This window comes from Hymenobacter defluvii, from assembly GCF_017589435.1.
Classification (GTDB): Bacteria; Bacteroidota; Bacteroidia; order Cytophagales; family Hymenobacteraceae; genus Hymenobacter; species Hymenobacter profundi.
In genome coordinates this window covers 398550-415278 of the sequence record NZ_JAGETX010000002.1, presented here as the reverse complement: position 1 = coordinate 415278, position 16729 = coordinate 398550, and the positions used below count along the sequence as shown (strand labels likewise).

The 16729-nt window shown below is 58.2% G+C and carries 21 protein-coding genes; 9 read left to right on the top strand and 12 right to left on the bottom strand.

All coding sequences use genetic code 11. The features are described from left to right. Positions 1-114: 114 nt before the first annotated feature. The gene (moeB, locus tag J4D97_RS05900) at positions 115-1185 is read left to right on the top strand and encodes a molybdopterin-synthase adenylyltransferase MoeB (protein WP_208306768.1); all 1071 of its coding nucleotides are present in this window, start codon (positions 115-117) and stop codon (positions 1183-1185) included. 174 nt (positions 1186-1359) lie between these two features. On the opposite strand, the gene J4D97_RS05895 is transcribed toward moeB, so the two are convergent. Further along, positions 1360-1986 carry a thiamine phosphate synthase gene (locus tag J4D97_RS05895; RefSeq protein ID WP_208306767.1) on the bottom strand — a complete coding sequence of 209 codons (627 nt, stop codon included), beginning with the start codon at positions 1984-1986 and terminating at the stop codon, positions 1360-1362. After that, positions 1983-2417, bottom strand: coding sequence for a thioesterase family protein (locus J4D97_RS05890; RefSeq protein ID WP_185281715.1), 435 nt, complete (start codon positions 2415-2417; stop codon positions 1983-1985). Before J4D97_RS05890 ends, J4D97_RS05895 begins: the two co-directional genes overlap by 4 nt. A gap of 95 nt (positions 2418-2512) precedes the next feature. On the opposite strand from J4D97_RS05890, the gene mnmD reads away from it, so the two are divergent. The 3 genes from mnmD to J4D97_RS05875 all read left to right on the top strand — a co-directional run bounded on the left by mnmD (position 2513) and on the right by J4D97_RS05875 (position 5146). Beyond that, on the top strand, positions 2513-3187 hold the full coding sequence (gene mnmD / locus J4D97_RS05885) for a tRNA (5-methylaminomethyl-2-thiouridine)(34)-methyltransferase MnmD (RefSeq protein WP_208306766.1): 675 nt from the start codon (positions 2513-2515) through the stop codon (positions 3185-3187). 201 nt (positions 3188-3388) lie between these two features. Continuing rightward, complete coding sequence (locus J4D97_RS05880; RefSeq protein ID WP_208306765.1) at positions 3389-4612, top strand: DUF2157 domain-containing protein; 1224 nt, start codon at positions 3389-3391, stop codon at positions 4610-4612. A 3-nt stretch (positions 4613-4615) separates the two neighbouring features. Continuing rightward, entirely contained in the window at positions 4616-5146 is a 531-nt protein-coding gene (locus J4D97_RS05875) for a GDYXXLXY domain-containing protein (protein WP_208306764.1), read from the top strand. A 9-nt stretch (positions 5147-5155) separates the two neighbouring features. On the opposite strand, the gene J4D97_RS05870 is transcribed toward J4D97_RS05875, so the two are convergent. The 9 genes from J4D97_RS05870 to J4D97_RS05830 form a co-directional block, all read right to left on the bottom strand. Next, on the bottom strand, positions 5156-5668 hold the full coding sequence (locus J4D97_RS05870) for an ExbD/TolR family protein (RefSeq protein ID WP_208306763.1): 513 nt from the start codon (positions 5666-5668) through the stop codon (positions 5156-5158). A gap of 107 nt (positions 5669-5775) precedes the next feature. Next, on the bottom strand, positions 5776-6348 hold the full coding sequence (locus J4D97_RS05865) for a 5-formyltetrahydrofolate cyclo-ligase (protein WP_208306762.1): 573 nt from the start codon (positions 6346-6348) through the stop codon (positions 5776-5778). 125 nt (positions 6349-6473) lie between these two features. Beyond that, positions 6474-8057 (bottom strand): bacillithiol biosynthesis cysteine-adding enzyme BshC, encoded by a 1584-nt coding sequence (gene bshC / locus J4D97_RS05860; protein WP_208306761.1) that lies wholly within the window; start codon positions 8055-8057, stop codon positions 6474-6476. 175 nt (positions 8058-8232) lie between these two features. Further along, positions 8233-9546 carry a 30S ribosomal protein S12 methylthiotransferase RimO gene (gene rimO, locus J4D97_RS05855; RefSeq protein WP_185281707.1) on the bottom strand — a complete coding sequence of 438 codons (1314 nt, stop codon included), beginning with the start codon at positions 9544-9546 and terminating at the stop codon, positions 8233-8235. A 130-nt stretch (positions 9547-9676) separates the two neighbouring features. Next, complete coding sequence (gene ftsY, locus J4D97_RS05850) at positions 9677-10651, bottom strand: signal recognition particle-docking protein FtsY (RefSeq protein ID WP_185281706.1); 975 nt, start codon at positions 10649-10651, stop codon at positions 9677-9679. A 184-nt stretch (positions 10652-10835) separates the two neighbouring features. Continuing rightward, entirely contained in the window at positions 10836-10997 is a 162-nt protein-coding gene (locus tag J4D97_RS05845; RefSeq protein ID WP_185281705.1) for a DUF4295 domain-containing protein, read from the bottom strand. Between the two features lie 8 nt (positions 10998-11005). Further along, positions 11006-11188 (bottom strand): 50S ribosomal protein L33, encoded by a 183-nt coding sequence (gene rpmG / locus J4D97_RS05840; RefSeq protein WP_185281704.1) that lies wholly within the window; start codon positions 11186-11188, stop codon positions 11006-11008. 168 nt (positions 11189-11356) lie between these two features. Then, positions 11357-11596, bottom strand: coding sequence for a 50S ribosomal protein L28 (gene rpmB, locus J4D97_RS05835; RefSeq protein WP_110976335.1), 240 nt, complete (start codon positions 11594-11596; stop codon positions 11357-11359). 97 nt (positions 11597-11693) lie between these two features. Continuing rightward, the gene (locus J4D97_RS05830) at positions 11694-11876 is read right to left on the bottom strand and encodes a DUF5522 domain-containing protein (RefSeq protein ID WP_185281703.1); all 183 of its coding nucleotides are present in this window, start codon (positions 11874-11876) and stop codon (positions 11694-11696) included. Between the two features lie 125 nt (positions 11877-12001). On the opposite strand from J4D97_RS05830, the gene J4D97_RS05825 reads away from it, so the two are divergent. From J4D97_RS05825 to J4D97_RS05805, 5 genes are all read left to right on the top strand, one after another. Next, complete coding sequence (locus J4D97_RS05825; RefSeq protein WP_185281702.1) at positions 12002-12520, top strand: DUF2314 domain-containing protein; 519 nt, start codon at positions 12002-12004, stop codon at positions 12518-12520. 64 nt (positions 12521-12584) lie between these two features. After that, positions 12585-13823, top strand: a complete 1239-nt coding sequence (gene rocD, locus J4D97_RS05820) for an ornithine--oxo-acid transaminase (RefSeq protein WP_208306760.1) — start codon at positions 12585-12587, stop codon at positions 13821-13823. 69 nt (positions 13824-13892) lie between these two features. After that, positions 13893-14456 carry a hypothetical protein gene (locus J4D97_RS05815; protein WP_208306759.1) on the top strand — a complete coding sequence of 188 codons (564 nt, stop codon included), beginning with the start codon at positions 13893-13895 and terminating at the stop codon, positions 14454-14456. A gap of 81 nt (positions 14457-14537) precedes the next feature. Then, positions 14538-15530 (top strand): porphobilinogen synthase, encoded by a 993-nt coding sequence (gene hemB, locus J4D97_RS05810; RefSeq protein WP_185281699.1) that lies wholly within the window; start codon positions 14538-14540, stop codon positions 15528-15530. Between the two features lie 76 nt (positions 15531-15606). Then, positions 15607-16113: a GNAT family N-acetyltransferase gene (locus J4D97_RS05805; RefSeq protein ID WP_208306758.1), complete on the top strand. Its 507-nt coding sequence runs from the start codon at positions 15607-15609 to the stop codon at positions 16111-16113. A gap of 70 nt (positions 16114-16183) precedes the next feature. Here J4D97_RS05805 and J4D97_RS05800 read toward each other — a convergent pair whose 3' ends face one another. Further along, positions 16184-16723 (bottom strand): hypothetical protein, encoded by a 540-nt coding sequence (locus J4D97_RS05800; protein ID WP_208306757.1) that lies wholly within the window; start codon positions 16721-16723, stop codon positions 16184-16186. Positions 16724-16729: the final 6 nt, after the last annotated feature.

Genomic DNA, 16729 nt, shown 5'->3' with positions numbered 1-16729 from the left:
AGACGGAACAACGACTCGTTCTGCCGTAAGAAGGTCCTTCGCTGCGCTCAGGATGACAGAAAAACTAACTCTATCCCAACAAAAACAAACCCTACCTCTGCGCGTTTACTACCCATGCTTACCCCCGCCGAAACCCGCCGCTACGACCGTCACCTGCGCCTACCCGAAATTGGTTCTGAGGGCCAGCAGAAGCTGAAAGCTGCCCGTGTGCTGGTAGTAGGCTGTGGCGGCCTGGGCTGCCCGGTGCTGCAATACTTGGCGGCGGCCGGGGTAGGTACCCTCGGCCTGCTCGACCATGATACCGTAGACGAAAGCAACTTGCAACGCCAGGTGCTCTACGCCACTTCTGACGTGGATCGACCCAAAGCCGAAGCCGCCGCCGAGAAGCTGCGGGCGCAGAACCCGCTCGTGACGGTGCAGCCCTTGTGGGTGCGCCTGTCGGCCACGAATGCGCTGGAAGTCATGGCCGACTACGATGTGGTGGTAGACTGCACCGACAACTTCGCCACGCGCTATTTGGTCAGTGATGCGTGCGTGCTGCTGGGCAAGCCGCTGGTATTTGGGGCCATTTTCAAGTTTGAAGGGCAGGTTTCGGTGTTCAACTACCAGGGCGGCCCTACCTACCGCTGCCTGTTTGCGCAACCGCCCGCTCCTGGCGAGGCGCCGAGCTGCAACGAAATAGGCGTGCTGGGCGTGCTGCCGGGTATTATTGGTACACTGCAAGCATCTGAAGCGCTGAAAGTTGTGTTGGGTATAGGGGAGGTGTTGAGTGGTCGCCTGCTGGTGTTTGATGCGCTGTATATGCAGTTTCGTACCCTGCGCTTTCAGGCCGTGTCGGGTAATCAGCAACTTACTGGCTTGATTGACTACGACCAGTTCTGCGGCGACGCCCCAACCGACGCCGTCCCCGAAATCAGCGCCGACGAGCTGCGCCGGAAGCTACAGGCCCAGGAGCCGTTGCAGCTCCTCGATGTGCGCGAGCCGCACGAATACGCCGCCCGTCACATCGGCGGCCGTCTGGTGCCGTTGGGCCAGCTCGCCGCTGCCCTACTCACCCTCGATCCAGAAGTGCCCGTGGTGGTGCATTGTGCCAGCGGCAAACGCAGCCGCCAAGCCGTGGAGCTGCTGCTGGCTAATGGTTTTCAGCAGGTAGCCTCGTTGCGCAACGGATTGCAGGACTGGTAAACGGCCGGGCAGGCATGGTTGTCACTGTTAGGCACTGGCGCGGGGCTGTGCCCCGTGCCGATAATGTGCAGGCCTCTGGCCTGCGGATGTCTGCGCCATCAAGAAGTATTTGATGGGGCAGGCCAGCGGCCTGCCACGGATCTGGACGGGACACAGTTCCGCGCCAGCGCCAGGTCATAACAACTGTTGAAGCGCCGCCACCGGGTCAGCCGCTTGCCACACGCTGCCCAGCACCGCCGCTCCGGCAAAGCCCGCCGCTCGCACCTGCGCTATGTTATCGGGCGTGATGCCGCCCAACGCTACCACCTGTGGCACGTACTGCTGGCGCTGTTGCAGCCGCTGTAGCTGCTGTTGCACCTCCGTCAGCGCAAATGCGTGCCCGTAACCCTGCTTGCTGATGCTGTCGAAAATCGGGCTCAGAAACACGTAATTGTAGCGACGACGGTGCTGGCGCAACTCGGTAAGGCTGTGCAACGAGGTGGAAAGGCTGTGGCCCGGCTGCTGCAGGTGCGCCCGCGCGACCCAGGTAGCCCGTGCCGCGGCTGGTAGGTGCAGCCCGCCTACCTGATAGTGTTGCGCCAACTCGTATTGTCCGTGTAGTACCATGAGCCTGTGGTACTGTCGTGGTACGGCACGTAGGTAGGCTTCTACTTCCGAGACGGAAGCGCCGGGTTTGCGCAGATGAAATGACTGTAAACCAGCTTCAAACAAGCGCTGTAGCGTGGGCAGCTCCGTGGCGATGGTAGCGGGAGGCGAGACAAGCAGGAGCCGGAACGTGTGGTTGTTTGCTACCCCGTTCATTCGGCCGGACTAGTAAAACGCGTGACGACGGCTTCGGGTAGAGGCCGCAGCTTGCGGGTGGTGTAGTCGAAGCAGAGCATGCCGGTTTTGGCGCGGGCTATTTCGTTGCCGTGCTGGTTTTTCACCCAATAAACCACGTCGAAGCCATATTTGTGGTGGTCGGTGGCGGCGAGTTGGATATGTAGCGTGTCGCCGTGAAATCCTTCGCCTTTGTACTCCACGGCCACATCGGCCATGATAAAGCCCTGGCGCGTGGCGGGGTCATATTCCGGTTGTCCCAGAAACTGCAAGAACTGCACCCGCGCTTCGTGCAGTAGGCTCAACAGGGCGTCGTTGCCGAGGTGGGCGCCGTAGTTCAGGTCAGTGATGCGGATGGGAAGGGCAACCGTGAGCAGGTAGGTGTCGGGTAGGGCAACTTTGATACGAGGCATGCGCGTTAGTTTTTGATTACTTACGGATGGTTTTTGGTTATTTGTTCCGTTGTACCTGTCTGAACGTCCTTTCGACACAAATAACCACACCTCAGATGCAAGTAGAAGTTCGCCCTACCGCCGACGGTTCCAGCACGCTCTACGTGCCAGCGCTGGACGAGCACTACCACTCCACCCACGGCGCCGTGCAGGAAGCCCAGCATGTGTACCTAGAAGCGGCCCTGGAACCCGCCCTAGTCGCCGCCACCGATACTGTGCGGGTGCTGGAAATCGGCTTCGGAACCGGCCTCAACGCCATCCTCACCCTGCAACGTAGCCTCACTGCCCCTGTAGCCGTGGCCTACGACACAATAGAAAAGCACCCCCTACCCCCCGCCGTGGTAGCCGATCTGCATCCCGAGCGCTACCTCCTGAACCCGGAATTGTTGGACCAGTTCAGCCAACTACACGCGGCGGCCTGGGACGAGGCCGTGCCGCTGCTTCCGCGCTTTCTGCTGCGCAAAATCACCGGCGAGCTGCAGCACACCGCCCTACCCGCCAACCACTACCAGGTCATCTACTTCGACGCTTTCGCCCCTGAAAAGCAACCCGACATGTGGACCGACGCGGTATTTGCCCAGCTCTACGCCGCCGCAGCGCCGGGCGCCTTACTTACCAGTTACTGCGCCAAAGGCAGCTTCCGCCGCAGCCTGAAAGCGGCCGGCTGGCTGATAGAGAAGCTACCGGGGCCAATAGGCAAGCGCGAGATGACGCGGGCGCGGAAGGAGTAAAAGCTTATCATCCTGAGCGCAGCGAAGGACCTTCTTACGCATGAACGAACTGTTGTTAAGTTAACCGTTCACGCGTGAGAAGGTCCTTCGCTGCGCTCAGGATGACAGCTGTGAGGACCATCTACTTGCTAAAACAGCTTTACTATTATAAATCACTTTTCTAGATACTCTATCCTTCCTTCTGCCCATATTGCAGAAGCTATGAGTCGTAAGATTATTGAAGTCGAAGGCCCGAAATGGGTGGAACAAGGTATTATTACCACCGAGCAGGAGCAGCGGCTGCTGGCATTGTATCCCGTTGATGATAAAGCTATTGGGCTACTGCCGTTGCTAGGGAGCCTGCTGGTGCTGCTGAGCGCCCTAAGCCTGATTGCCGCCAACTGGCAGGAGCTGCCGCTACTGGTGCGCTTCGGGATTCTGCTGGGCTCGGTGGCGGGGAGCTACGTGGCGGGCGAATATTTCCGGCGGCGTGGCAACACGCAGTTGGGTATGGGCTTGGTGGGGCTGGGGCTGATTTTATTTGGCACCAGCATTATCCTCACCAGCCAGATGTTTCAGCTCATTGGCTACGACGTAACGGGCCTGGTGGCCTGGGGCGTGGCGGGAGTAGGTCTCACCTACCTCTACCGCTCGCGTCTACTGTTTGTGATGACGGTGGCCATCGGCGGCATTGTGCAGGGCTACAACACCGAGGCGCTGGGCGCGTTCAGCTACGCTACAGCCGTTTTCACGGCTCTCACGCTGGGCTACTACTGGTGGCGCTACCCCGATGCCTTGCTGGGTGCGGTGCTAGCGACCGGCCTGCTCTGGCAAGCCGGCTTGCTCATTGGCGTGCTGCACATCAAAATCACCTGGTTCTTTGTGGCGGCCATGCTCATCTACACGTTCGGCGACTGGCAGGCCGACCGCCCGGCGGGCAGGGCGTTGCAGGGGCCGCCCCTGGTGGCGGCGTTTCTGTTTGTGCTGGGGCTGGCCATTTTTGGGGAAGCTGGCAGCTACACCGACCGCCTGCGGCCACCCCTGCTGGCCTACCTGGCGGCGCTGGGGGCAGTGCTGGTCTTGTCGTTGCTGGGCAAAAAGGCGCGGGGCCGTTTGGGCAGCGCCACCGACTGGCTGCTGCTGCTGCCCGGTTTCTACCTCGATGCTGGCCTGCCGCTGGCCGTGGCAGCGCTGGTAGTACTCTATGCCTACACCGGCACGTTGCTTTGGCGTGCCCACCAAGAGCAAAACCCCGACCGCGTGACGCTGGGCACAGTACTGTTTATCCTCACTACCGCTGTGGCCTACTTCAAGCTCACGTGGGGCTTCATGGACAAATCGTTGTTTTTCCTGCTCGGGGGCATTTTGTTGCTGAGCCTGAGCTGGTACCTGCGCCGGCGGGCCGTGCAAACCACCGCGCCGGCCGCACCACCCGAAAAGCTGTAGCGTATGCCTGTTCTTCCTACCCCTGCCAATCGTCGGTTGTGGCTGCTGTTGCTGGTGGGCGCGCAGCTGTTGTTCATTGTGGCGGTGGCGGCGGCTGGCTACGCCACTACCGCCTACGGCCGCACGGTGCAGCTGCGCACGGCCCCCGTCAACCCCCGCGACCTGCTGGAGCGCGACCACCTGCGCCTGACTTACGGCATCACCTACCTACCCCTCACGCTGTGGCAGGAAGCCAATAAGCCGCGCCGCCGCCAGCCGGTGTATGTGGCGCTGCGTGCCCAGGGCAATGCCTACGCCGCCGTGCGCGTCTACAACCAGGAACCAAGCACCCTACCCCCCGATCAGGTGATCCTGCGCGGTTGGGTAGTGGGCAGCAGTCGTCGTACCCTGCGCCTACGCTATGGTCTGGAACGCTACTACGCGCCGGAAAACCAGGTGAAAGCGCTGAATAAGAAAGGTTCACACGCGTTGCTGGTGCACGTCAGTATTGCTCCTTGGGGGCAGGCACGCATCGCAAAAGCGGAGGTGTTGTGAGGGGGCTGTTTACAAGCTGTTCTGCTGCAAAAGAGCCCGGTCGTTACGGTCAAGGTCGACGAGGGCGTATTTCTTCTGGCTGGTGATGTTCATTTCATCCAAGGCGTCTACCAAGTTGCCGTAGGTCGATTCCTGTTCGGATTTGATGAGGACAACAGCACCAGTCTGCTGGCGTTGTAGAGTCAGCAATACCTGCCGGAGGCCATGGGCACTGTAGTCTGTGGTATGGAGGGTAGGCGCGGCGGCGGTGCCGGTCTCGTTCACGCCATAGAAGTAATGCACTTGGTTGTGCTTACCCAAAATCAGCGTAAGCGCTTTGCTACCCGGTACATCAGTACCCAGACCTTTCGCGGGCATAGCCAGTTCCATAACGTTGGGTTTGCTGAACGTGCTGGTCAGCATAAAAAAGGTGAGTAGCAGAAAGGCCAGGTCTACCATCGGCGTCATGTCGAGACGAAAGGCCATTTTTTTAGCACGGGGCTTACCATTTTTAGCAGGGGCGGCTGGTTGGATGTCGGCCATAGCGTTGTAGTGGTTGAGGTGAATGGATACTCCGCCAACGCCAATGAATATAGCAGTATTGCACTGCACCTATGCTATTGTCTGCCAGCGCTTATGTGTGCTACCTTTCAAAACAACCAGACCCGATCCGGCGTGAGGCAGGCGTGCAGGGGCATGTCGCCAGGCCACACATCGGTAATCTGCGGTACCGGCGGTTCCAGGCTAATACCGATACGCAGGGTTTCGGGCCGGCACTCGGCTAAGAAACGGTCGTAGAAGCCTTTGCCATAGCCTACCCGCTGGCCCCGCTCATCGAAGGCAAGCAAGGGCAGCAACACCGCATCAATGGCGGCAGGCGCTACCTCGGCCGCACCGACGGGCTCAGGAATACCCCAGCGGCTTTCTACTAGACGCGTGTCGGGGTTGAGGTGGTAGTGGCGTAGCGTAACGCCATCGGCCTGCACTACCGGCACCGCCACTTGCACAGCCGGATGCTCGGCCCACAGCCAACGAATGATAGGCCACGTATCCGGCTCGTGCTGCCGGGCAGCGGGCAGAGAGACGTGTAGCCAGCGCCACTGCGCCATCTCGAAGTGCTGCTGTAGCTGTTGGAGCAGTGCTGCGCTACGGCGTGCTACCTCGGCCGCAGGCAAGGCACGACGCGCGGCTGAGGCGGTACGGCGAAGTTCGGCTTTCAGCATATGCGAGGCGGTAGGGTAGGGGCGGCTTGCGGCCGCCTGTTGTTAGCAGGCACAACATTGAAATAGAAAAGCTCCTTCAAAATCAGATGGTGAAATAAGGGGTTACGAGCTGCCCCTAACTCATTCTACTCTTCTTCCAACACCGTAAACTCCAGCGCCAGCGGCTCAAACGTATCAAGGAGCTGCTGTAAAAAGTTTGGGTTGTTGATGTAGACACTCAGCACGTTGTCGGTACGCTCCTGCATGCCGCCGTCGGGGAAGAGCTTGTCTTTGAGGCCGCTTAGTTGAGAATAAGACGTTTCGTGCCTGGCTTCGGCGGCTTTCGAAAGGCGCTTTTCCAGCCCCGCCACGCTGCTGGCTACCTTGCTACCCTCGGCGGCCACGGCTTTCACCAGGGTAGGATCGAGGCGCTCGGCCAGTGCTTTTATCTGCTTAAACGCTTCCTCTAATGTATGCTGCTGCTCGGCCAGACTCACTTCTTCTTGCCCCAAAGCAGCGCCCACCTGCTTCTTCAGCTCGGGTAGGGGCTGAAAGATATCCGTAGCCGTAAGGCCCAGTTTGCGCAGCTTGCCCGCATTAGCTTTGCTGATATACAGCCCCGAGTTGCGCAGCAGCACAATCGGGAAAGGCACCTGATACTCGGCAAATACCTGCTTTAATTGAAACCAGTAGGCCACCTCCGCGCCGCCGCCAATGTAGCACAGGTTGGGCAGCAAGATCTCCTGATACAGAGGCCGCAGCACCACGTTTGGGCTGAACCGCTCCGGTTGTTGGTGTGCCAGGTCGAGTAGTTCTTCCTGGCTATAACAGTGGTCGGTGTTCAGTACGGCTACACAGCCGCGGGCCTCGTCGGCCTCCAGTCGTTCGCGCTTGCCGGTCTCTGTTATATAAAACAGGTTAAGTGGGCGCGAATACACCTGCGGGGAATACCCGGCAGCTTCCAGATCGGCATTGGTGGCCTGCACGGCGCGGTGCGAGGCTTGCGCCTGAATTTCCTTTTCTATCACCGGTACCAATGCCTGCTTCAGCGCGGGCGTGTCGGCATCCATACTCACCAAGCCAAACTCACCAAACAGCGCGTGCGTGAGGCGACGCGTGGCCTCGGTGAGGGTAGAGGCTTGCTCGTAAGCCTCCCGGAAGAGGGCGGGTACGTCGGCCGGCAGCTGGTCGAGGAACTGCTCCGGCAGCCCTTCCAGGCTCAAGCGTCCTACCGGACCGCCGGTTTCGGGGGCTTGCCAGGAGTACATCTTACCAAACAGCTGAAAATGATTGATTTCAGCAAAATCGTGGTCCTCCGTGGCCATCCAGTACACCGGCACAAAATCGTATTGCGGGTACTGCTCTTTCAGCTTTCGGCTCAGCTTAACAGCCGTGATAATCTTGTAGATGAAGTACAGCGGCCCGGTCATCAGGTTGAGCTGGTGGCCGGTAGTGATGGTGAACGTGGTGTCTTTTGCCAGTAAGTCAATACTAGCCTGCACTGCTGGATGTACCTCCAGGCCGGTGTATTGCTCTCGCAAAGCCTCTACCAGCCGTTGTCGGGCTTCGGGCGAGTAGGCTGCCTGCTTTTCTTTTAGTTGCGCCGCAAAATTCTCCAGGGTCGGGAAACGGTGGTAGAACGCTTGCAAGGTAGACTCCTGGTTCAGGTAGTCTGTAAGTAACGACGAGAAAGCACCGGTAGCAGCGTACGAAAGCGTGTGGACAGGCATAATGACGAATGAGGGCGGGCGCAAGTTTGAGAAAAAAGCTGACCTGCCATAAAGCGGCCAACACACCTGCATCTGCCTCTAACCCATAAGTAGGGTAGGAGTTTTGAGAAGGGCATAAAAAAGCCGCTCGGCGCGTTGGCCGAGCGGCAAATATTTCATGGTAGCAGAGTGTCTGCTACACCAACTGGCCGTACAAGTCAAAGTCCGATGCCTCGTTGATGCGCACGTGGGCAAAGTCGCCCAAGCGTACGTGGGTATCGGGGGTGGCGGGCACCAGCACCTCGTTGTCTACCTCGGGCGAGTCGTACTGGGTGCGGCCCACAAAGTAGCCGCTCTCCTTGCGGTCAAACAACACCTTATAGGTCTGGCCCACCTTCTGCTCATTCAGCTCCAGCGAAATGCCCTGTTGCAGCTCCATAATCTGGTCGGCTCGGTCCTGCTTCGTCTCGGCAGGCACGTTGTCTTCCAGCGTATAAGCGTGGGTGCTTTCCTCGTGCGAGTAGGTGAAGATGCCCAAGCGGTCAAACTTGGTATCGGCTACCCACTGGTACAACTCCTCGAAATCCTGCTGCGTCTCGCCGGGGTGACCGGCAATGAGGGTAGTGCGCAGGGCAATGTCCGGCACACGCTGGCGCATGGTGTCCACCAGCTCAATGGTGCGGCGCTTGCTGATGCCACGGCGCATGGTTTTCAGCATATTATCCGAAATATGCTGCAAGGGCATATCCAGGTACTTGCAGATGTTGTCGCGCTCAGCCATCACCGTCAGAGCCTCCATTGGAAACTGCGAAGGGTAGGCGTACTGCATCCGAATCCACTCAATGCCCTCCACATCGGAGAGGTGGCGCAGCAGGTCAGGCAGCTTCCGCTCGCCGTAGGCTTGCAGGCCGTAGTAGGTCAGGTCTTGGGCAATGAGAATCAGTTCCTTAGTGCCCATGCTAGCCAGACGCTTGGCTTCGCGCACCAAGTCCTCAATAGATCGGTCAGTGTGCTTGCCGCGCATCAATGGGATGGCGCAGAATGAGCACGGCCGGTTGCAGCCTTCGGCAATTTTGAAGTAGGCGTAGTGCGACGGTGTGGTAATCAACCGCTCGCCTACTAGCTCGTGCTGATAGTTGGCTTCCAGCTTCTTCATCAGCTGGGGCATTTCCAGCGTACCGAAGTAGGCATCCACTTGCGGAATCTCTACCTCCAGCTCGTCCTTGTAGCGCTGCGAAAGGCAGCCCATCACGTAGAGCTTATCCAGGCGGCCGGCCTCCTTCTCGTCGGCATAGCGCAGAATGGTATCGATGCTTTCCTGCTTGGCATTATCGATGAAGCCGCAGGTGTTCACAATCACGATGTTGGCGTCGTTGGTTTCCGCCTCGTGCGTCACATCAAACTGGTTGGCGCGCAACTGTCCCATCAGCACCTCCGAATCGACAAGATTCTTGGAGCAGCCCAGGGTAATCACGTTGACCTTATTGGCTTTTTGGCCTCTTACTTTCATGCTTACTTGATATTGCGATTTGTCATCCTGAGCGGAGCGAAGGACCTTTTCACGTTGCACAACTGGCGTAACAACGACAATCGTTCAACGTGAGAAGGTCCTTCGCTCCGCTCAGGATGACAAATCGACTTTATTTCTTGCTAAACAGCGAGTTGACGTACGTGTGCTTGTCAAACAGCTGCAAATCCGTCATCTTCTCGCCTACCCCAATGTAGCGCACCGGCACGTTCAGTTGGTCCGAAATGCCGATGACCACGCCACCCTTGGCCGTGCCATCGAGCTTGGTGATGGCCAAGGCCGATACCTCGGTGGCTTTGGTGAACTCCTTGGCTTGCAGGAAAGCGTTCTGGCCGGTGCTGCCGTCGAGCACGAGTAGGACCTCGTGGGGCGCGTCGGGAATCACCTTCTGCATCACGCGCTTGATCTTGCTCAGCTCGTTCATCAGGTTCACCTTGTTGTGCAGGCGGCCCGCGGTGTCGATAATCACCACATCGGCCTGCATTTCCACGCCTTTCTTTACGGCATCATAGGCCACGGAGGCGGGGTCGGTGTTCATGCCATGCGAAATCACCGGCACGCCTACCCGCTCACCCCAAATGATCAACTGGTCCACGGCCGCCGCCCGAAAGGTATCGGCAGCGCCTAGTACCACCTTCTTACCGGCGCTGTGAAAACGGTGCGCCAGCTTGCCGATGGTGGTAGTCTTGCCTACGCCGTTCACGCCTACCACCATAATCACGTAGGGTTGGCCGGTGTTGTCGGGGCGGTCGAGTAAGGCTAGAGAGCCCGACTTATTGTTCATCAGCAGCCCGGCAATTTCCTCGCGCAGAATGCGGTCCAGGTCGCCGGTGCTCACATATTTATCTCGGGCTACACGCTTCTCGATGCGGTCAATCACCTTCACAGTAGTATCGATGCCTACGTCGGCATGTACTAGCAGCGTTTCCAAGTCGTCGAGTACGGCTTCGTCCACGGTGCTTTTACCCACCACGGCCTTGCTGAGCTGGTCGAAGAAGTTGGTTTTGGTCTTTTGCAACCCTTCGTCCAGCGCCTGCTGCTGCTCTTTGCTCTCTTTATCCTTTTTGAAAAAGTCGAAAAGTCCCATAGGGGGGTGGCGATATGTAGGGGCGCGTTGCACGCGCCCGTCGTGGAACGGTAATCAATAGCACAACGGCCCGCCAGTCAACAATTCAACGACGGGCGCGTGCAACGCGCCCCTACAACACAAAAAAGTCCCACGGTTGGCGGGACTTCTTCACGTTGGTTGGGTAGCCACAAGTGGCGCCAAATTACTTGGTGCCCGAAGCCAGATACTCCTGCACTTTGTCAACCAGCACCATCTCTTCGCGGAAGGTATAGGCACCAGTTTTGGGGGATTTTACGGCGCGAATCACTTTCGCCCAGTCTTTACCGCCCGATACTTTCAGGGTTGCTACTACTTTCTTAGCCATTGCTCAGGTTATTTGATTTCCTTGTGAACGGTCATCTTCTTGAGCACGGGGTTGAACTTCTTCAGCTCGATGCGCTCGGGGGTATTCTTACGATTCTTCGTGGTAATGTAGCGCGAGGTGCCCGGCTGACCCGAGGTCTTGTGCTCGGTGCACTCCAGGATTACCTGCACCCGGTTTCCTTTTTTAGCCATCTCGACTGTTGTTTTTGGATTAAGGACTGCAAAGGTACTGCCTTTTCCGGAATTGTCAAACAGTCAGACTATAAAGAATATAGCCTTTGTTTAATTCCGGGGTAGGCTTCCCATCACAAGTCCCGTAACCGGGCACCCGCAACGGGCACGTAGCAGCCGCTGATAAAGCTAGTAAACGATGAAGCCCTGCTCTTTGGCCTTCTTCAGCACCGACATGATGCCGTTCTTGTTGATCGTGCGGATGGTAGAAGCCGCTACTTTCAGCGTAACCCAGGCGTCCTGCTCCGGAATATAAAAGCGCTTCTTTTGCAGGTTGGGGTAGAACTTACGCTTGGTCTTATTGTTGGCGTGCGAAACGTTGTTACCCACACGGGTACGCTTGCCGGTCAGATCACAAACTCGGGCCATGATATTGAGGAACTTAGAGGTTTCTATGTCAGAAAAAGGGACGCAAAGATCGGTATTTATCCGAGAAAAGCAAACCGGAGTGCTGAAAAATAGATGGTTAGCTGCCGACAGAGTCCGTCGGAGAAGACTTTTTCTCGCGCCCGTAGCCCCAGGGGCAGTGTCGGCAGCGGCTTTTGCAGCAGGTGCCGCGCCGCCGGTGATACTGTTCCGTAAACACCATCAGGCCTTCGGGCGTAAAGTAGTAGTCGCCGGGCTGTAGGGGTAGAGGGGTAGTAGACATTGGAACAACAAAGATACGTCGGCTACCGGCCCGAGGCTACAGCCATCCGCATTTAGCGCATCGTTGCTAGTTTGGAGGCTGATTCGGGACGTATCAGCTTGGGAGAAGACGTTTTATTATTGCACATGACCGCAACCGTACTATTTCGTTTTGCGCTGTTGGTTGGTTTGCTGGCGGCTGTTGCACCGGCGGCGCGGGCACAACAAAGGCCTGTCAACTATGCGCCACTCTCGGCCCACGCGCCTACCGACCAGCCGTTGGCCTTCGCCTCTACCGATGCAGCCCGGCGCCTGCGAGAGTTTGATGCGCAGATTGCCAGCGCCGTGAAGCAAGCCCGCACCACCCTACCCGGCGTAAAAAAGCGCTTTCAGGAAGGGCTACCCCAGGAGCACGTTCTGTTTCTGACCACGCGCCTCTACGATGCCGACGGCACTTTCGAGCAAGTGTTTATACGGGTGCGGGAGTGGTCGAACAAAACGGTGCAGGGCATCATCGCCAATGAGTTGCTCACCGTGCAGAGCTTCACGCAGGGTCAGCAAATCACCTTTCCCGAAAAAGCTGTGCTCGACTGGACCATCTCCCTACCCGACGGCAGCGAGGAAGGCAACTTTGTGGGCAAGCTCCTGGATTCTTTACCCCGGTAAGCCCCGCAGCATAAAGCCATTGCGCAATAAACCTCGTATGCTACTAACCACCTGATTTCTACCCATGACCACAACCTCCACCACCCGCAGCCAAGAGCTGATGCAGCTCGAAGACCAATACGGCGCTCATAACTATCACCCGCTGCCAGTGGTGCTCACACGGGGCGAGGGCGCGCGATTGTGGGATGTGGAGGGCAAGGAATACTACGACTTCCTGTCGGCCTACTCGGCTGTGAACCAGGGCCACTGCCACCCCCGCATCATTGGGGCCCTTACGGCGCAGGCTAAGCGCCTCACGCTCACGTCGCGGGCCTTCTTTAACGACCAATTGGGCGAGGCGGAAAAGCAGCTGTGTGAGCTGTTTGGCTACGATAAAGCGCTGCTGATGAACTCCGGGGCCGAAGCCGTGGAAACCGCCCTGAAGCTGGCGCGCAAGTGGGGATACGAGCAAAAAGGCATTGCCCCCAACGAGGCCGTTATCCTTGTAGCTGAGCACAACTTTCACGGCCGCACCACCGGCATTATCTCCTTCTCCACCGACCCCGACAGCACGGGTGGCTTCGGCCCCTACGTGCCCGGCTACCAGGTAGTGCCCTACGACGATCTGGACGCCCTGGCCGACGCCGTGCAAAACCGCCACGTGTGCGCTTTTCTGGTAGAGCCCATTCAGGGAGAAGCCGGGGTAGTGGTACCATCAGAAGGCTATTTGAAGAAGGCCTACGAGCTGTGCCACAAGCACAATGTGCTGTTTATTGCTGACGAAATTCAAACGGGGTTGGGGCGCACGGGCAAGCTGCTGGCTACTGATTATGAAGACGTGCGCGCCGATGTGCTGGTGCTGGGCAAGGCCCTGAGCGGGGGCGTGCTACCTGTATCGGCAGTACTAGCCGACGATGCGGTGATGCTCACCATTCAGCCCGGCCAACATGGCTCTACCTTCGGCGGCAACCCACTGGCCTCGGTGGTACTGCGGGCGGCGCTGGACGTGCTGCTCGACGAAAAACTCACTGAAAATGCTGCCCGGCTGGGCGAAATCTTTCGGGAGCGAATGCGCCAGGTGCAACAGCAGCGCCCTAAGGTGGTAACGGAGGTACGCGGCAAAGGTCTCCTCAACGCCGTGGTCATTCAGCCCGCCGCCGACGGTCGCACGGCCTGGGACGTGTGCGTGTCGCTGATGGAACGAGGCGTGCTGGCCAAGCCCACCCACGGCGACATCATCCGATTCGCGCCGCCGCTGGTGATTTCGGAAAAGCAGTTGCACGCGGCCTGCGACGTAATAGAAAAGGTGATTTTGGCGTTCTGAATAGGTTGTCCTCTTTTGACTGACGCAGCCTGCGTATCTTTGGCCCGCCGCTGACGGTTTACTTACTTTATGATGAAGGCATTTCTATGGGGTTGTGGGCTAGTGCCGGTACTGCTATTGGCGGGTTGCCAGAGCGAGCAGAAAGTGCTGCTGCCGGAAACGACTGCCTACTCCTCACCGTGCCCATCTACCACCGATTCGGCCTTTACTGTGCTATCTACTACCCCCGATAGTACGGCACTGCTAACTGCTACCCTACCGCTCGTGGGCACGCGTAGTCGGCAGAAGCTTGCTTCAGCAAGAGCGCAATTTCTGGCCACAAACCGTGCGCCGCGCGCTTTGCAATTAGCCCGGCCAGTTACGAAGTCGGAAGAAATCACTCAAATTCGGCGGGCACGCCGGCAACCGTTTCGTCTGCGGCACCCGCAGGACGAAACCGAAGGTAACCCCTGGCTGGTAGCCCTAGGCGTGGTGCTAGTAGCCGCCGGCATCGTAGGCGGCCTATTGATTGGCGGCGGAATAGGCATTTTTGCGGGTATCGTAGTAGGCTTGCTAGGCTACTACTTCTTCATGCGCGGGTTGCTGGGACCACACGCTTGGCTGGAAGCCATTCAGGAGCTGTTCCAGCTGTAAGAATAAGACGTCGTTAGTGTCAGCGTCCGAACTTTACGGGCCGCAGGTTGTTATTTCACGTTAAATCAACCTCACGTTCGCATGTCTATTATCCCCACGCACCGCCCGCGCCGTAACCGCAAGTCTCAGGTAATCCGCGATTTGGTGCAGGAAACTACGCTGTCGGTTCACGATTTTATCTATCCGCTGTTCATGATTGATGGACAGAATAAAGAGGTAGAAGTGAAGTCGATGCCCGGTATTCATCGGTACTCGCCCGACCGGCTGATTGACGAAATCGGGCGTTGTGTGGAGTTGGGCATCAAGAGTTTCGCTCCTTTCCCAGGCTTGGAAGATGCCGTGAAAGACCGCTTGGCCCGCGAATCGGCCAACCCCAACGGTCTGTACCTGCGCACGGTGGCCGACATCAAGCGGCAGTTTCCGGAAGTGGTGTTGATGACCGACGTGGCCATGGACCCCTACTCCAGCGACGGCCACGACGGCGTGGTAGACCCCGAGTCGGGTGAGATTCTCAACGATGCTACCCTGGAAGTGCTCGGCCAGATGGCCCTGGCCCAGGCCCGCGCCGGTGCCGACGTCATTGCGCCCTCCGACATGATGGACGGCCGCGTAGCCTGGATTCGGGACGTGCTGGACAAAAACGGCTTCTCCAACGTGAGCATCATGAGCTACACGGCCAAGTACGCCTCGGCTTTCTACGGTCCCTTCCGCGATGCGCTGGACTCGGCCCCCAAACGCGGGGATAAGAAAACCTACCAGATGAACCCCGCCAACCGCCGCGAAGCCCTGCGCGAGTTGGTCCTCGACGAGCAGGAAGGCGCCGATATGGTGATGGTGAAACCCGCCCTCAGCTACCTCGACATCATTCGGGAAGTGCGGAATAACACCACCCTACCCGTGACGGCTTACAACGTATCGGGCGAGTATGCCATGGTGAAAGCCGCCGCGCAGCAAGGCTGGGTGGATGGCGAGAGAACCATGATGGAAGTGCTGACCAGCATCAAGCGCGCCGGCGCCGACGCCATCCTGACGTACTTCGCGAAGGAAGCAGCCGAAGTGCTGCGGCGTGGGTAGTTGATTGCATAAACGCTATGGCGGTCCGTCTACTCATCAGAAACGATGATTGGGCGGACTGCTTTATTTTTGCCGTATGACGCTTCGCCTTGCTACCCCTGCCGATATTCCCGCCATCCTCTCCCTTATCCGTCGGGTGGTGCCGCTGATGAATGCGGCCGGTAATTTTCAATGGGAAGCTTCCTACCCCAACGAAGCCGTGTTTCAGCGAGACATTGCCCGACAGCACCTGTGGCTGGCGGAACTGGATGGGCAGCTGGCCGGCATTGCTGCCCTCACCCACAACGACCAGGACGCTGAGTATGCCCAAGCCGAGTGGGATATAACCGAGCCAGCCCTCGTAACGCACCGCTTGGCCGTAGACCCAGCCGCGCAGGGTAGGGGCGTGGCCGCGGCGCTGCTACAAAAAGCCGAGGAATTGGCCCGGCAGCACGGCTTGCGCGTGCTACGCGTAGATACCAACTCCGAAAACCAAGCCACTCAACGTCTTTTTCCGAAGCTGGGCTACCGCTTCGCTGGCGAAATCACCTTAGAATTTCGGCCGGGGCTGCGGTTTTTCTGCTACGAGAAGTGGGTAGGGTAGTACGGGCTGCCAGTTAGTAGCCAGACCGTTATTCCTCGACCAGTTCGGAATGGCAGTATTATGAATACACCTACTCCGGTAACGCAAACTGCTGCAATGCCGCCAATTCCTTCTGAATGGTCTTTTCCCATTGGGCCTGCTTAGCAGCAATGGTGCTGTTGGCAGTCTGGAGGCGATACTGCTGGCGGCGCTTGGCGGCGGCGGCTATCATTTGGGCGGCCGGGTCGGTTTTGGCTGAGGTAGGGGTAGGGGCGGCCGTAGGCGTGGCGGGCATCAGCTGGCGCAGCTTGCGGGCGTATATTTCGGTGATGTCGAACAACGTTTGCTGAAAGCGGAGCTGCTGGGCCACGTTATGCGCCGGATTGATGCTGGATTTGGAACGCACTAAACCGTTGCGCACGATGGTGCGCTTTTGCTTGGTGTAGAGGTTGGTACGCGTTTCGGTAGTAAGCTGAAACTCAGCCTTACCGATGGTTTCTTTCTTCAGCTTCACGCCAAAATCCTGGGCAGTGAGGTGGTGCTTGGCGCTCCAGGGTACGAAATCGGTAGTGGTTTGGGCGAAGGTGGTAAGGCTTAATAGGGAGAACAGGAGGGTATACAGTAGCTTCATGAATGG

Bases quoted from the DNA above. Each gene is read 5' to 3' on its own strand.
- rocD (WP_208306760.1), top strand. From the start codon at position 12,585: ATGACCACAACCTCCACCACCCGCAGCCAAGAGCTGATGCAGCTCGAA.
- mnmD (WP_208306766.1), top strand. From the start codon at position 2,513: ATGCAAGTAGAAGTTCGCCCTACCGCCGACGGTTCCAGCACGCTCTAC.
- J4D97_RS05825 (WP_185281702.1), top strand. From the start codon at position 12,002: ATGACCGCAACCGTACTATTTCGTTTTGCGCTGTTGGTTGGTTTGCTG.
- J4D97_RS05875 (WP_208306764.1), top strand. From the start codon at position 4,616: ATGCCTGTTCTTCCTACCCCTGCCAATCGTCGGTTGTGGCTGCTGTTG.
- rpmG (WP_185281704.1), bottom strand. From the start codon at position 11,188: ATGGCTAAAAAAGGAAACCGGGTGCAGGTAATCCTGGAGTGCACCGAG.
- J4D97_RS05845 (WP_185281705.1), bottom strand. From the start codon at position 10,997: ATGGCTAAGAAAGTAGTAGCAACCCTGAAAGTATCGGGCGGTAAAGAC.
- J4D97_RS05815 (WP_208306759.1), top strand. From the start codon at position 13,893: ATGATGAAGGCATTTCTATGGGGTTGTGGGCTAGTGCCGGTACTGCTA.
- J4D97_RS05890 (WP_185281715.1), bottom strand. From the start codon at position 2,417: ATGCCTCGTATCAAAGTTGCCCTACCCGACACCTACCTGCTCACGGTT.
- J4D97_RS05895 (WP_208306767.1), bottom strand. From the start codon at position 1,986: ATGAACGGGGTAGCAAACAACCACACGTTCCGGCTCCTGCTTGTCTCG.
- ftsY (WP_185281706.1), bottom strand. From the start codon at position 10,651: ATGGGACTTTTCGACTTTTTCAAAAAGGATAAAGAGAGCAAAGAGCAG.
- moeB (WP_208306768.1), top strand. From the start codon at position 115: ATGCTTACCCCCGCCGAAACCCGCCGCTACGACCGTCACCTGCGCCTA.
- rpmB (WP_110976335.1), bottom strand. From the start codon at position 11,596: ATGGCCCGAGTTTGTGATCTGACCGGCAAGCGTACCCGTGTGGGTAAC.
- bshC (WP_208306761.1), bottom strand. From the start codon at position 8,057: ATGCCTGTCCACACGCTTTCGTACGCTGCTACCGGTGCTTTCTCGTCG.
- hemB (WP_185281699.1), top strand. From the start codon at position 14,538: ATGTCTATTATCCCCACGCACCGCCCGCGCCGTAACCGCAAGTCTCAG.
- rimO (WP_185281707.1), bottom strand. From the start codon at position 9,546: ATGAAAGTAAGAGGCCAAAAAGCCAATAAGGTCAACGTGATTACCCTG.
- J4D97_RS05870 (WP_208306763.1), bottom strand. From the start codon at position 5,668: ATGGCCGACATCCAACCAGCCGCCCCTGCTAAAAATGGTAAGCCCCGT.
- J4D97_RS05830 (WP_185281703.1), bottom strand. From the start codon at position 11,876: ATGTCTACTACCCCTCTACCCCTACAGCCCGGCGACTACTACTTTACG.
- J4D97_RS05805 (WP_208306758.1), top strand. From the start codon at position 15,607: ATGACGCTTCGCCTTGCTACCCCTGCCGATATTCCCGCCATCCTCTCC.
- J4D97_RS05865 (WP_208306762.1), bottom strand. From the start codon at position 6,348: ATGCTGAAAGCCGAACTTCGCCGTACCGCCTCAGCCGCGCGTCGTGCC.
- J4D97_RS05800 (WP_208306757.1), bottom strand. From the start codon at position 16,723: ATGAAGCTACTGTATACCCTCCTGTTCTCCCTATTAAGCCTTACCACC.
- J4D97_RS05880 (WP_208306765.1), top strand. From the start codon at position 3,389: ATGAGTCGTAAGATTATTGAAGTCGAAGGCCCGAAATGGGTGGAACAA.